10 protein-coding genes and 1 pseudogene are annotated in these 14042 nt (G+C 71.2%); 5 read left to right on the top strand and 6 right to left on the bottom strand.

Annotated elements, in window-relative coordinates; translation table 11 throughout:
- Nucleotides 1–7: 7 nt before the first annotated feature.
- The 6 genes from IPL40_00185 to larB form a co-directional block, all read right to left on the bottom strand.
- Nucleotides 8–1147, bottom strand: coding sequence for a VWA domain-containing protein (locus IPL40_00185; GenBank protein ID MBK8479588.1), 1140 nt, complete (start codon nt 1145–1147; stop codon nt 8–10).
- Entirely contained in the window at nt 1144–2184 is a 1041-nt protein-coding gene (locus IPL40_00180; protein ID MBK8479587.1) for a hypothetical protein, read from the bottom strand. Before IPL40_00180 ends, IPL40_00185 begins: the two co-directional genes overlap by 4 nt.
- The gene (locus tag IPL40_00175) at nt 2181–3146 is read right to left on the bottom strand and encodes a DUF58 domain-containing protein (GenBank protein ID MBK8479586.1); all 966 of its coding nucleotides are present in this window, start codon (nt 3144–3146) and stop codon (nt 2181–2183) included. Before IPL40_00175 ends, IPL40_00180 begins: the two co-directional genes overlap by 4 nt.
- A complete protein-coding gene (locus IPL40_00170) occupies nt 3143–4132 on the bottom strand; it encodes a MoxR family ATPase (protein ID MBK8479585.1) in 990 nt (329 codons plus the stop codon). The genes IPL40_00175 and IPL40_00170 overlap by 4 nt, the downstream gene beginning before the upstream one ends.
- Nucleotides 4133–4359: 227 nt before the next feature.
- Nucleotides 4360–6645, bottom strand: coding sequence for a GAF domain-containing protein (locus IPL40_00165; protein ID MBK8479584.1), 2286 nt, complete (start codon nt 6643–6645; stop codon nt 4360–4362).
- Between the two features lie 79 nt (nt 6646–6724).
- On the bottom strand, nt 6725–7468 hold the full coding sequence (gene larB / locus IPL40_00160) for a nickel pincer cofactor biosynthesis protein LarB (protein ID MBK8479583.1): 744 nt from the start codon (nt 7466–7468) through the stop codon (nt 6725–6727).
- Between the two features lie 78 nt (nt 7469–7546).
- On the opposite strand from larB, the gene IPL40_00155 reads away from it, so the two are divergent.
- The 5 genes and pseudogenes from IPL40_00155 (at nt 7547) to ilvA (ending at nt 13252) form a co-directional block, all read left to right on the top strand.
- The gene (locus IPL40_00155) at nt 7547–8524 is read left to right on the top strand and encodes a quinone oxidoreductase (GenBank protein MBK8479582.1); all 978 of its coding nucleotides are present in this window, start codon (nt 7547–7549) and stop codon (nt 8522–8524) included.
- A gap of 16 nt (nt 8525–8540) precedes the next feature.
- Complete coding sequence (gene purU, locus IPL40_00150) at nt 8541–9413, top strand: formyltetrahydrofolate deformylase (GenBank protein MBK8479581.1); 873 nt, start codon at nt 8541–8543, stop codon at nt 9411–9413.
- A 97-nt stretch (nt 9414–9510) separates the two neighbouring features.
- Nucleotides 9511–10377 (top strand): hypothetical protein, encoded by an 867-nt coding sequence (locus IPL40_00145; GenBank protein ID MBK8479580.1) that lies wholly within the window; start codon nt 9511–9513, stop codon nt 10375–10377.
- Between the two features lie 233 nt (nt 10378–10610).
- Nucleotides 10611–11462, top strand: a complete 852-nt coding sequence (locus IPL40_00140) for a penicillin-insensitive murein endopeptidase (GenBank protein ID MBK8479579.1) — start codon at nt 10611–10613, stop codon at nt 11460–11462.
- A gap of 108 nt (nt 11463–11570) precedes the next feature.
- Nucleotides 11571–13252 (top strand): annotated as a pseudogene (gene ilvA / locus IPL40_00135) (threonine ammonia-lyase, biosynthetic).
- The last annotated feature ends 790 nt before the right edge of the window (nt 13253–14042 follow it).

The following is a 14042-nucleotide window of genomic DNA, read 5'->3' as shown; positions in this document are numbered from 1 at the left end:
ATCGTCCTCAGGTCAGCTCGCGCAGGCGCGTCAGGCGCAAGGCGGCCTCCAGCAAGAGTAAGAGCAGCGCCAGCGCGAGGAAGGGCTGCTGCGCATCGCGGTGCAACGCTGCCACATCGCGCCGCGTCGTGCGATCGAGCTCGCTGAGAATCGTCTCGAAGGTCTGCTCGAGGGCGCCACGATCTGTCGCCAGGAAGGCGCGGCCTCCCGTCTCGCGCGCGATCGACTCCAGCAGCGCTGGATTCGCCGGAAGCCGCTGCGACGACCGCCCTAATCCGGCCAGCGGATCAGCCCCCGCGCCGCGCGGCGGCGCGTGCTGCCCCATCAGGATCGTGAAGACCTTGACCTTCATGTCGCGCGCATAGCGCGCTGCCTCGCGCGGTGCGAGATTGCCGGCGTTGTTGTCGCCGTCGGTCAGCAGGATCACGACACGGCTCTTCGCATCGCTCGGCCGCAGCCGCGCCAGCGCGAGCCCGAGACCATTGCCGATCGCCGTCGCCGCGCCGTCGATCAGCCCGAGCTGCACGCCGCCGAGCAGGTTGATCAAGACCGAGTAGTCGAGGGTCAGTGGGCAATAGGTGTAGGCCTCGCGACCGAAGACGACCAGGCCGAGCCGGTCGCTGCGGCGCCGCCTGATGAAGCCGTCCAACACGCGCTTGGCGGCCTCCAGCCGATTGGGGACCAGGTCGTCGGCCTCCATGCTGTTCGAGAGGTCGAGGGCGACGACGATGTCGATCCCCTCGACCTCGATCGCGCCGCCACGCTCGCGCGTCTGCGGGCGCGCCAACGCCACGATGAGCAAGGCCAAGAGCACCAGCCGCAGCACCCCAGGCAGAGGCAAGAGCCGCGCCATCGGACCCGGCCGCAGTCGCCCGAGCACCCTCGTGCTCGAGACGCGCAGATGCGCGCCACGCCGCGGCAGGAGCACGAAGAGCAGCCAGTAGGCCAGCGGCAGCGCCACGAGCAGCAGCAAGAGCGCCCAGGGCCGACCGAAGGAGAATTGTCCGGCCGACGAAAGCGCCCAACCCAGCAGCGCCACGACCGCAGCAAGCACGGTCAGCAGCAACCCCCAGGGGCCTGGCGCACGCCGCGCGGTCACGGCCGGCGCCGCCTCGGGCAGGTCCTGCCCCTTCGTCGAGCGGCTCACGGCGCCACCGCCGCGATCGGCGCGGTCGCTGGCCGCAGGCCGGCCTCCGCGCTCGCCGCCATCACGCGCACGATCGCCTCGACCTCGGCCACCGCCTGACGCGCGGCCTGATCCTCCGGCTGGAGCTTGGCGAACTTCACCAGGTCACAGACCTGACAAAGCCCCTGCACGCGCGCGCGCTGCTCCGCAGGCACGAGGCGCAGGATCAGCGCCGTCTGGACCTCGCTCGTGGTCATCTCGAGGGCCTCGAAGCCCCAGCGAGCCCCGAGATAGGCGCGCAGGATCTCCGACAGCGCAGCGTAGAGCGTCTTCTGCCGTTGCTCGGCGAGCCACGGGTCGATCGGCAGCGCGGCGAGGCGCTCGAGCGCCTGCTGATGCGCGGGCAAGGGCTGCGGCGGCGGTCGCTGCTGGCGTCGCGCCTGGAGTCGCCGATAAGCCAGCACGCTGAGGGCGGCGCTCGCCGCGGCGGCCAACACACCGCCGACGAGGTAGAGCAACCACCAGGTGCGACGATAGACGACGACCGGCGGCTCGAGGGCCTTGAGCCGCGGGTTCGGCTCGTTGGCCATCACGCTGCTGATGCGCACCGACCTCGGCTCGGTCCGCAGCGTCAGCAACTCGCCGCCCTTGCCGATCGCCGTCACCGGCAACGCCGGCAAGGTCAGGGTGCCGAGCTTGTAGGCAGCGAGGCGCAGGCTGAAGGTCTGCACGCGCGGCGCGGCGGCGGCGCCCGGCGTCGGCTCGCTGCTCGACTCACTGCGCCCGAGCTCGACGAAATCGCCCAAGGTGAGCTGCAGCGGCAGGTTGACGGCGACGCCCTGCGGGCAGCGCGCTACCAGCGTCACCGTCAGCGGGTCACCGACATGGGCATGCGAGGGCCGCATGGTCATCGTCAGACTCGGCGCCCAGCTCGGCGCCGCCGTCGTCGTTCCCGCATCGGGCGCGGCCGCACGCACCGGCGCGGCGCCAGCGCCAGCCAGCAGCACCACGAGGCAGAAGCGCGGCCACCACCGCGGCTGAGGCCCTCGCCGGCTCATCCGTGCCGGAGCCGCAGCTGCCGCCGGCGAAAGAACGCCACCAGCGTGCTGAGATAGGGTTCTGCCGTCGAGAGCTCCATGCCATCGAGCTCGAGGCGGCGCCAGAAGGCCTGCCGCTCCTGCCGCGCGCGGCGCATGTGGCGAGCAAACGCCGCCGCCTCCGGCCCGGCGCTGTCAAAGGTCAGCAGCTCACCGGTCTCGACGTCGAGCAAGCGCACGATGCCGAGCCCGGCCAGCGACTGGTCGAGCGGATCGTTGATCGCCACCGGGATCAGGTCGTGGCGCCGTGCGATCACCCGCCACGCTCGCTCCATCCGGGACACCGCCGCGCCGCCCGCCACGCTCGCGGCGTGCCGATCCGGCGCCGCGGCAAGATCACGCGCGGGCAAGGGGAGCTCGGCGTCGCCGACGAAGTCACTGAGCAGAAAGGCCACACAACGCCGCGGCACCACGCGACCGAGGTAACCGAGCGCCGCGGCCAGATCAGTGCCCATCCGCCGCGGTCGGTAGCTGAGGATCTCGCTGATCACGCGCAGGACGTGCTTGCGACCCTTCTTCGGCGGGACGAAGCGCTCGACGCCATCGCTGAAGATGATCAAGCCGACCCGATCGTTGTTCTTGATCGCCGAGAACGCGAAGGTCGCGGCCACCTCCGCCGTCAGGGCGCGCTTGCTGCTCGGCTGGCTGCCGAGGGCGCTCGAGGCGCTCATGTCGACGAGGAGCATCACCGTCAGCTCGCGCTCCTCGCTGAAGAGCTTGACGTAGACGTCGTTCATCCGCGCGCTGACGTTCCAGTCGATCAGGCGGATATCGTCGCCAGGCTGGTACTGACGCACCTCCGAGAAGGCCATCCCGCGGCCCTTGAAGACGCTGTGGTACTGCCCCGCGAGCTGATCGTTGACCAGCCGACCGGTGTAGATCTCGATCTTGCGAATCCTGCGCAGCAGCTCGCGGTCGATCACGGCACTTCGACCCGCTCGAAGAGCTGGCGCACGAGGTCCTCGCTGGTCACCTCCTCAGCCTCGGCCTCGTAGGTCAGAATGATCCGATGCCGCAGCACGTCGGCGCCGATCGCCTTGACGTCCTCGGGCGTCACAAAGCCGCGCCGCTGCAAGAAGGCGTGCGCCCGCGCCGCGAGCAGCAGGTAGATCGACGCCCGCGGACTCGCCCCGTACTCGATGTGGTCAGCCAGCTCGCCCAACCCATGCTCGCGCGGCCGGCGGGTCGCGGTCACGACGCTGACGATGTAATCGCGGATCTTCTCGTCGACATAGACCTGCTTAACGACCTGCCGCGCCTGCAGCAGCTCCGCCGCCCGGATCACCGTCGACGCCTCGGGCGCGGCGCCGGCGGTCATGCGGTCCATGATCAACCGCTCCTCCTCGGGCGTCGGGTAGCCGACCTTGATCATCAGCATGAAACGGTCGAGCTGCGCCTCCGGCAGCGGATAGGTGCCCTCCTGCTCGATCGGGTTCTGCGTCGCGAGCACGAGGAAGGGCGTCGGCAGCGCGTGCGTCGTGTCGCCGAGGGTGACCTGCTGCTCCTGCATCGCCTCGAGCAGCGCGCTCTGCACCTTGGCCGGGGCGCGGTTGATCTCGTCGGCGAGCACCAGGTTGGCGAAGATCGGCCCGGTCTTGGCGGAGAACTGCCCCGTATGGGGGTTGTAGATCGTCGTGCCCACGATATCGGCGGGCAGCAGATCGGGAGTGAACTGGATCCGCGCGAAGGCGAGGTCCATGGTCTTGGCGATGGTCTTGATCGCCATCGTCTTGGCCAAGCCCGGCACGCCCTCGAGCAACACATGGCCCGCCGTCAGCAGGCCGATCAGGATGCGATCGACCATCTGCCTCTGACCGACGATGACCTTGCCGACCTCGCCGCGCAGTCGCTCGACGAGCCCGCTCTCTGCCATCACCATCTCGTTGATCGCACGTAGCTCGCTCTGCATGCCCTCTTCCCTCGCAATCAGCCCGCCCGCTTGAGACCCAGACGCGCGCCTAGCTAGCACGGCGCCGCGGCGCGCCGCAATCAGCCCTGCGCAATCAGCCCTGCGCAATCAGCCCTGCGCAATCAGCCCTGCGCAATCAGCCCTGCCGCGGCGGCCTTGCGCGACTGAGGTCGGCGGCTGGCGTCAGCGGCGCGCCGTGACGGGCCAAAACCCGAAGCGGCCGGGGGCTATTCCCCCGAGGCGAGCGACCGGGCGCCGGCCCCCGCCAGCTTGCCGCCCGCGGCGGCGAGCGGCAAGGCGATCAGGAAGGTCGAACCGTCGTCGGGCGCGCTCTCGACCCAGATGCGCCCGCCGTGGGCCTCGGCCACATAGCGGCAGAGCGCGAGACCGAGGCCGGTCGAGGTCGTCAGCCCTGCCCTGCGCGCCTCGACCTGACCGAACTTCTCGAAGATCTTCTCGTGGTACTCGGTCGGTATGCCTTCGCCGCTGTCGCGCACGCTGACCAGCACCGTCCCCGCCGGCAACGACCACTCTGGCCGCGGCGTCTCCAGCAGCGCGCTCTGGATCGTCACCGGCGCCCCCTCGGGCGTGAACTTGAGCGCGTTGCCGACGACGTTGGCGAGCATGCGCTCGATCAGCTCGCCGTCGAGCTGCATCGCGGGGAGCTGCGGCGAGAGCACGGTCGTCATCTGCACGGCCTTCGCGCGGGCCAGCGGCGCGTAGCGGCGGACAACCGCGCGAATGTGGTCATTCAGCGCGGCCGGCGCCAGACGCAAGCGCATCTTGCCATCCTCGAAGCGAGCCACGTCGAGCAGGCTGCTGACCAACGCCAGCATCTCGTCGATGCAGCGGCCGCTCTCCCGCAGCCGCTCGCGCGCCTCGACCGCCGGCCGCTCGCTGGCGAGCAGCGAGCCCAGGCCCAGCTGCACCGCCTGGAGCGGATTGCGCAGATCGTGGACGATCATCCGCGTCAGGTCCTCACGCAGCCGCTGGGTCCGAGCCAGCGCCTGCGCGCCCGCCAAGACCCCCGCCAGCGCGTGGGCCAGGGCCTCGAGCAGCAGCTCATCATCCTCGCCGAAGACGCCCGGCTCCGGGCTCTCGAGCTGCAACGCGCCGATCGGCCAATCCGGGCTGCCGATGGGCACGCAGAGCAAGCTCTCGCGCCCGGCGCCGAGCGCTCGACGATCGCCGAGCTGCTCGGCCTCGTCGACGCGAACCACGCGACCGTATTGCGTCGCCCAGCCGGCGCAGCCCTCTCCCAGGCGCTCGCGGTCGCCGACGCCCGTATCGAGCGCGAGCTGGCTCCGGACGGCCCGCAAGACCACGTGGGGCGGCTCCGCCAACCACAGCGCCACCGTCGGATAGCGAAAGCGATGCGCCAGCTCGCTCACCACGCGGCAGGCGATCTCCTCGACGTTGAGGCGTTCGCTCGCGACCCGCGCCATCTCGTTGGCCAAGAGCAAATGCTGCCAGCGGCGCTGCTGTTGGTCGAAGATCTCCGCGTGGTCCAGCGCCTCCGCCAGCATCAGCGCCAGGTCGCCCATCCGCGCCCGCTCGAGGCTGGTGAAGTACCCCGCCGTCGGATGCTCGACCGCCAAGACGCCCACGACGTCGCCGAGCAGCCCGATCGGCAGCGCCAGGACGGAGCGGGTGCCGACGACGATCGGCTGCACGCCAGGCGACCCGCTCAGGTCGTCGCAGCACCAGGGCGCGTGCTCGGCCAGGGCGGCCGCCCCCGCCCCGGCCAGCACCCGCGCGGGCCAGCGCTCGGCGTCCACGCCCTCGCTGAAGGGCGCAGCGCTGGCGTAGCGCGCCAGCACCGGGAACCCGCCGCTCTCGTCACAAATCACCAGCGCGGCGAAGCTCAGCCGCAGCCGATCCACCAACCCGCGGCAAACCATGCCGAGGAGCTGCCCTCGATCCGGCGAGGCCATCGCCATGCGACCGACCTCGCTCTCGATCTGCAGGTAGCCGGCGCGGCGTTGCTCCTGATCCAAACGCGCCGCGGCCAGCACGCTCGGGGCCGCCAGAGCCGCCACCCGCTCCAGCAGGCGCACCTCGTCCGCCGCCAGCGGCCCCCCCCCCGGCTCGGCCACGACCAGCACGGCGGCGACGCTCTGCTGGTGCACGAGGGGCACGAGCGTGCAGCCGCGCCCGACACCGCCCTCGGTGGCCGCGGCCACCTCCGCGCCTGGAGGGCTGCCAGCGCAGTGCTCGGTCTCGCGCCGCTCGAGGACCCTCGCCAGGGCCCCGGCTTGCTGCGGGCGCTGCCAGGCGCCGAGCGGCTGCAAGGGGCAATCGGAGCGCGCGCCGTGGGGGGTGCGAAAGGTGACCCCCGATCCCTCGACGACGCCGAAGGACACGCAGTGGAAGCCCATCCGCTGATGCAGGAGCTCGGCGAGCCGCCAGAGCAACGAGTCCAGCTCCACCGACGCCAAGGCCTGGCGCAGGGTATCGGCCAGGTAGGCTGGATCGTGGAGGCAACGATGTTTGTCGACGGGCTCGTTGGGCACGGTCGCGCGCCTCGCTTGCGGGGAATTATACCCCGACCTCCGGGATCACGGAACGCACAAGGCTCGCGCAGCGCTCGCGTTAGAGGGCGCTGACGAGCGCCTCGACAGAGCTGCTGCGGCCGAGGGCCGCTGCCGCGACCCGATTCGCGATCAGCGCCGCGGTGGCCCCGCCGCCCAGGCCGTTGTCGACATTGACGACCGTCAGCCCGGGGGCGCAGGAGTGCAGCATGGTCATCAGGGCCGCCTCGCCCGGCCGGCCGAAGCCGTAGCCCACCGAGGTCGGTACGCCGATGACCGGGACGGGCACCAAGGACTTGACGACGGTCGGCAGCGCGCCCTCCATGCCCGCCACCACGACCACCGCCGCCACCTCGCGCGCCAGCAGCTCGCGCAGGGGCTCGACCAGGCGGTGCAGCCCGGCCACGCCGACGTCGTAGTGGTGAAGCACCTCGCAGCCCATCTCCTGCGCCATCACCCGCGCCTCTTCGGCCACGGGCAGATCCGCCGTCCCGGCCGCCAGCAGGCCGATCACGCCGCCGCCGCTCGGCGCTGCAGCCTCAGCGCGGCGCACGACGACCATGCGCGCCTGCGCGTGGACCTCGACGACGAAGCGCGGCGCCAAGCGCTGCGCCAGCGTCGCCTGCAGCCCCGGCTCGACGCGCGAGAGCAGGGCGCGCCCGCAGGCCGTCGCCATCCGCTCAGCGATGGCGCAGAGGACCTCGAGCTCCTTGCGCTCGGCGAAGATCACCTCGGGGATTCCGCTGCGCGCGCGGCGGTCGAGGTCGAGGCGCGCCAACTGCTCGAGCGTATCTGTTGCCACCATCGTCGCTCCTCCCGCCTTGGGACGTTCTTTTTTGCCACACTCCTTGCTATCGTGGCCACCGAGGAGCTGCCCCCAGTGATGATCCGCGCCTGTCGCATCCACGCCGTCGGCGGTCCCGAGGTGATCGGGATCGAGCCCATTGAGCTCCCCCTCCCCGGCCCCGGCGAGGCGCTGATCCGCCAGAGCGCGATCGGCCTCAACTTCATCGACACCTACCACCGCAGCGGGCTCTATCCGCTACCGGCGCTGCCTTCGGGCCTCGGCCTGGAGGCGGCCGGCGTCGTCGAGGCGGTCGGGCCCGACGTCAGCGCCGTGCGCGTCGGTCAGCGCGTGGCCTACGCCGGCGGCCCGCCCGGGGCCTACGCGGAGGCCCGCGTGCTCCGCGCGACGCTACTCGTCCCCTTGCCCGATTTTCTCGACGACGCGCAGGCCGCCGCGCTGCTGCTCAAGGGCCTGACCGCCGAGTACCTGCTGCGGCGCACCTTCCGCGTCGAGGCCGGCCAGACGGTGCTCTTCCACGCGGCAGCCGGCGGCGTCGGGCTGATCGCCTGCCAGTGGCTCAAGCACCTGGGCGCCACGGTGATCGGCACCGTCGGCAGCGAGGCCAAGGCCGCGCTCGCGCGAGCCCACGGCTGCGACCATCCGATCGTCTACACGCGCGAGGACTTCGTCGCGCGCGTCCGCGAGCTGACCGACGGCGCCGGCGTCCCCGTCGTCTACGACTCGGTCGGGCGCAGCACCTTCCAGGGCTCCCTCGCCTGCCTGCGCCCGCGGGGCCTCTTGGTCGCCTTCGGCAACGCCTCGGGACGCCCCGAAGCCTTCGATCCGGCCATCCTGGCGCAGCGCGGCTCGCTCTTCCTCACGCGGCCCGCGCTCGGCGACTACACGGCCACCCGCGAGGAGCTGCTGGCGAGCGCGACGGCGCTCTTCGCGCTCGTCCGCGACGGCGCCATCAAGCTCGACCTGCGCCAGCGCTGGCCGCTGGCCGAGGCGGCAGCGGCGCATCGCGCGCTCGAGGCCCGGCAAACCAGCGGCGCCAGCGTGCTGCTGCCATGAGGCCGGAGCAGGGCGCGTGAGCCGCAACGCCCGCGACACCACCGCGCGGCTGCTGATCACCTGCGACGATCGCCCCGGCATCGTCGCCACGGTCACGGGCTTCCTCTACAACCACGGCGTCAACATCACCGCCCTCGATCAGCACTCCACCGATCCGAGCGGCGGCACGTTTTTCTTGCGCCTCGAGTTCCAGACGCCGCACCTCGACGTCTCGCGCAGCGCCCTCGAGCGCGGCTTCTCCGAGGTCGTCGCCGCCCGCTTCGGCATGCGCTGGCACATCAGCTACGCCAGCGACCTCAAGCGCATGGCGATCCTGGTCTCGAAGACCGACCATGGCCTGCTCGAGCTGCTGTGGCGCTGGCGCCGCGGCGAGCTGCCGGCGCAGGTGACGATGGTCATCTCGAACCATGGAACGCTGCGCGGCGCGGTCGAGGACTTCGGCGTGCCCTTCCACGAGGTGCCGATCAACCCCGACGATCGGCTGGCCGGCGAGCGGCGCATGCTCGAGCTGCTGGCCGAGCAGACCGACCTGGTCGTGCTTGCGCGCTACATGCAAATCCTCGGTGAGGACTTCGTCGCGCACTACCCGCAGCGCATCATCAACATCCATCACTCCTTCCTGCCCGCCTTCGCCGGCGCCGACCCCTACAAGCAGGCCGATGAGCGCGGCGTCAAGTTGATCGGCGCCACGGCGCACTACGCCACCGCGGCGCTCGACGCCGGGCCGATCATTGAGCAGGATGTGATCCGGGTCTCGCACCGCCACTCGGTGGGCGAGCTACGACGGCTCGGCCGCGACATCGAGCGCCAGGTGCTGGCGCGCGCCGTCGCCTGGCACCTGGAGGACCGCATCATCGTCCACGGCAACAAGACCGTGGTCTTCGTCTAGGACGCTTGGCCTTGGGTTGTGCTTTGGGGGTAGGGGGGGGCACGAGGGCGCGGAGACGCGGACTCGCGCTGGGGGGTCGAAAATGGGGGGAGTCCTTATGTTTCACCGGGCCACTTTCACCGCAGGGCTTGTTTTCACGCTCGTGCTGCTCGGCTCCGCCGAGGCGCGCGCCGACTGGACGGGCGGGGCCCACGCGCGGGGTACTTCCGCAGCGGGCACGACGCAGCCCTTTGACGTCTACTTCGGTCCCGGGGGCAAGCACGGCCGTCCGACAGCCAAGTTCTTCAGGCGCGAGCGGCTGATCGTCCCGGCGGACTGGCGAGCAGCGCTCCAGGAGCGCACGGCGGAGCGGAACGATCTGCGGTGGATCCCGCGCAGCGAGCTGATCGCGCCCCGGATTCACTCGACCGTCACCTGGGACGCCGGGCTCGCCCTCGTCGGCGACCTGAGCGCCGCCGAGCGCAAGGTTCATGACTGGAGCCTGCCCCTCGGCAGCCGTTCCAGCGGCCTGCCGGCCGGCATGGATTTGCCCCGGATCGTCCGCGTCACGGTGAGCTTTCCGATCGCCCTGACGCTTCCGCAGCCCGACCCACGCCTGGATCGAATCCTCCTCGTGCGATCACCCTTCCCGAAGGCTTCCTCGCGTCCCCGCTTCGTGCCCTTCGGCGGCACGACCAAGGCGAGTCCCCGGCAGCTCGCCTTCCTCCAGGAAGCGTTCGGCGCGCGGGCCTTCGAGGGCGACCCGGGCGACCTGCGCTTCACGTTGAACGCCCTCCACCTCGAGCCCTTCGCCACCTGGCTCAGGGGGCCCGCGGGACCTCGCGACACCCCACGTCGCGAGGCGCGAGAGGAGTTTGGCGAGTTCCACATCCTCAGACCGGCCGAGATCGCCGACCTCTTCGCGGCGCAGGACGGCCGGCCCTATCGTGCGCTGTCCCCCGAGGCGATCCGACCGCGCCACTGACAGACCCCTGACACGACACGCCAGGGCCTGGCGCGCTGCGCCCGGCCGACCGGCCTGAGCGGCCCTGACGAGCCTCTTGCCTGCAGGCTGGAGGCTGCAGGCTGTGGCCGCCTGGCTGCAGCCTGCGCAGGGCGCCGCGCGAGGCTTTCTCGTGATGACTCGCCTTTTCTGCGTCCGCCGCGGGGCTACCGCCGGTAGGCTCGCTGGCACGCTAGCTGCTCATGATCCGATGCATGGTCAGTAAGCCAAGTTACTCGTTTCTGTCTAGCTTCGCCGCCGCCACGCTGCTCGGCGGGCTCAGCGCGGCCGGCGCCGACCCGACCATCCTCGCCTCGACGGTGTCCACGGTGCTGCTCGACGCCGCACCGGCCGCGAGCTTCGGGGCCCCCTCCGTCGCGACCTCAGCCGCCCTCACGCCCTCGACGCGCAGCGCCACGCGGACTCGAGCAAGGCGCGCGCTCGCGACCCGCGGCACCGCCCAGCGGCGCTCGCGCCACCGACGCCGCTATCGCCGCATCCATGGGCTGGTCCAGCTCACCGACCGCCCGGGCCTGAAGGTGCGGACGCCCGATCAGGCCTGGGGCACGGCGCTGACGGTGCAGCGCCTGAGCGAGGTGATGACCGCCTACCACGAGCACTTCCCCGAGGCCTCGCCGATCTGGGTCCACGACCTCAGCCGTCGCTGGGGCGGACGACTGCGGCCGCACCTCTCGCACGACACCGGCCAGGACGTCGACATCCGCGTCGTGCTCAAGCGCGAGACGCTCGGCTACGCTCGCGCGACACCACGCACCCTCGACCTCGAGCGCACCTGGTTTCTGCTGCTGCGCCTGATCGACACCGGCGACGTGCAGGTGATCTTCCTCGACCGCCGCCTGCAGCGCGCGCTCTACGTCCACGCCCGCGCGCAAGGCTACGCCGCGGAGACGCTAGCGAGCCTCCTCGAGTACCCGGGTCGCCGCCGCGGCCTGGTGCGTCATTGGCGCGGTCACGCCGATCACCTGCACGTGCGCTTCCGCCGCCAGGCGCCGCGCCGCGATCTGGCGCTGCGCTCGCCGGCACGCGCCACGCCGCCCCCCGCCTAGCAGCCCCTTCGAGCAGCCCGTCCAGCGATGGCGCGACCGATCGCGCCCGGCGCCTGCCGCGCCACAGCTCGCTGGCGCGCTCAGCGGCGCGCGCCGTATGCTCCACCGATGCTCAATCGAATGATCGAACGCATCCTCCGCGCCCGCGTCTACGAGGTCGCCAGCGAGAGCCCGCTGAGCCCCGCGCCGCGCCTCTCACGCCGCCTCGGCAACCGCGTCTTGATCAAGCGCGAGGACCTGCAGCAGGTCTTCTCCTTCAAGCTCCGCGGCGCCTACAACAAGATCGTCCAGCTCAACGACGCGCAACGCCGGCGCGGCGTCATCGCCGCCTCCGCCGGCAACCACGCCCAAGGGGTCGCGCTGGCCGCGCGCGAGCTCGGGCTCGAGGCCCTGATCGTGATGCCGCGCACCACGGCGACGATCAAGGTACAGGCGGTGCAGGCGCTCGGCGCCACGATCGTGCTCGAGGGCGACAGCTTCGACGAGGCTGGCGCGCATGCGCAGCGGCTGGCCCAGGCGCGCGGGCTGACCCTGGTGCATCCCTTCGACGACCTCGACGTGATCGCCGGCCAGGGCACCATCGGCATGGAGCTGTTGCGCCAGCACAGCGGCCCGCTGCACGCGGTCTTCGTGCCCGTGGGCGGCGGCGGGCTGATCGCCGGCGTCGGCGCCTATATCAAGTTCGTACGCCCGGAGACGCGCGTGATCGGCGTCGAGCCCGACGACGCCCCGACCCTCTCGCGCGCCCTCGCCGCCGGCAGGCGGGTCACGCTCGACCGCGTCGGCCCCTTTGCCGACGGCGTCGCCGTCCGACAGGTCGGCCGCGAGACCTTCCGCCTCGCGCGGCGCGTGGTGGACGAGGTGCTGCTGGTGAGCACGGACGAGACCTGCGGCGCGATCAAGGATCTCTTCGAGGACACCCGCACCATCGCCGAGCCGGCTGGCGCGTTGGCCCTCGCGGGCTGAAGAAATACGTCGCGCGCGAGCGCCTGCGCGGCGCCGCGCTGGTAGCGATCGAGAGCGGCGCCAACATGAACTTCGACCGGCTGCGCCACGTCGCCGAGCGCGCCGAGCTCGGTGAGGAGCGGGAGGCGATCTTCGCCGTCAGCATCCCCGAACGGCCGGGCAGCTTCCTCGCCTTCTGCCGCGCGATCGGCGAGCGCAGCGTCACCGAGTTCAACTACCGCTACCACGACGCGACCCGGGCTCAGGTCTTCGTCGGCGTCGAGCTGAGCGAGGGTCGGACCGAGCGCGAGGCGCTGGCGGCCCGCCTCGTCGCCGAGGGCTACGGCGTCGTCGATCTGACCGACAACGAGACCGCCAAGCTGCACATTCGCTACATGGTCGGTGGCCACGCCCCTGGGCTGCGCGACGAGACCCTCTGGCGGGTCGAGTTCCCCGAGCGCCGCGGCGCCCTGCTCGGCCTGTTGCGCGAGATGGGCGGCCGCTGGAACATCAGCCTCTTCCACTACCGCAACCACGGCGCCGACTACGGCCGGGTGCTGCTCGGCCTGCAGCTCGACGCCGCCGCCCGCCGCGCCTTCGTCGAGCTGCTCCGCAGCCTCGGCTTTGCCCACCACGAAGAGACCCACAACCCCGCCTGTAGCCTCTTTGCCGGCGCGAAGACCAGCAGCACGGGCGCTGAGGGCGAGGCCGCTGAGGGCGAGGCCACGCGAGGACCTCGCCCTAAAAGGCAGCCTGAGCCCCTGCCCTCGTCGAAAACGAGCCACCCCGGCCAGCCCGGCCGCCGCCCCCCATCCCGCCCCCGCGGCCGCAACCCACCGAAATAGCGAGCCGGCCGCCGCCGCACCTGCGGCAGCGAGCTGCGCACGCCGTGGTACATGCTATGCATAGGCCCCTCGCCAGACCGCCGAAAGGAACGTCCCATGATGCTGCGCCGCACGCCTTCGATTGCGCTTCTGCTCTTTGCCAGCCTTAGCCTGGGCGCCCTTGCGCAGCCTGCTTGGGCAACCCCCCATGGGACATCGATCGTAAGGCGCGTTGGACGATCGACCCGCAACGCGCTTTTGGTGGGCGCTGTTGGCGCGTTAGGGGTCCTCGGAATCAACGCGCCCGCGCGAAACTACGTGGTCGATCGACCGCTCGAAGCGGCGGTGATTACTGCGAGCCACTCCCTCGCCGGGTACGCGCCCGCTGCTGCAATACCCACTTCACTTGTCGGTGCGGGCGTCCTTGGGGTCACTGCCGCGGCATATGTCGCCGGGACAGAGGTCGGGGCGCGGACGGACTTGGTTCCCAGCCCAACCTCGCTTGCGGGCAAGGAAGGCCTTCTGGTGGGACCGACCGCTCTATTCCCCTCGCCGCATCGGACGCCATCAGCCTTCAAAGGCTGGGAGGGGTTGGGCCAGGTTGGCGTAGCCATTTGGACGAAGGTAGCGACGAGCGCCAGAGGCGCCTATTCCGTGGTCGTCGAGCAGGAGAAGACGCTTCCCTGGACCTCTAGCAGTGGGCTCCTGAGCAGAGCGGCGGAACAAGCCCGCGGTGGCGTACAGAGTTTGGGCCGCGATACGGTTACCGCCATGACCCAGCTGGGTCTTTCCCCACCGTCCACGGACTTCC

The organism is Pseudomonadota bacterium (assembly GCA_016711215.1).
GTDB lineage: Bacteria > Myxococcota_A > Polyangia.
Note: the sequence above shows the minus strand (reverse complement) of the source record. Positions and strands in the feature narration are given on the sequence as shown.

Coding starts and splice junctions, on each gene's coding strand:
- IPL40_00180 (MBK8479587.1), bottom strand. CDS start 2,184: ATGAGCCGGCGAGGGCCTCAGCCGCGGTGGTGGCCGCGCTTCTGCCTC.
- IPL40_00170 (MBK8479585.1), bottom strand. CDS start 4,132: ATGCAGAGCGAGCTACGTGCGATCAACGAGATGGTGATGGCAGAGAGC.
- larB (MBK8479583.1), bottom strand. CDS start 7,468: ATGGTGGCAACAGATACGCTCGAGCAGTTGGCGCGCCTCGACCTCGAC.
- IPL40_00155 (MBK8479582.1), top strand. CDS start 7,547: ATGATCCGCGCCTGTCGCATCCACGCCGTCGGCGGTCCCGAGGTGATC.
- IPL40_00145 (MBK8479580.1), top strand. CDS start 9,511: ATGTTTCACCGGGCCACTTTCACCGCAGGGCTTGTTTTCACGCTCGTG.
- IPL40_00140 (MBK8479579.1), top strand. CDS start 10,611: ATGGTCAGTAAGCCAAGTTACTCGTTTCTGTCTAGCTTCGCCGCCGCC.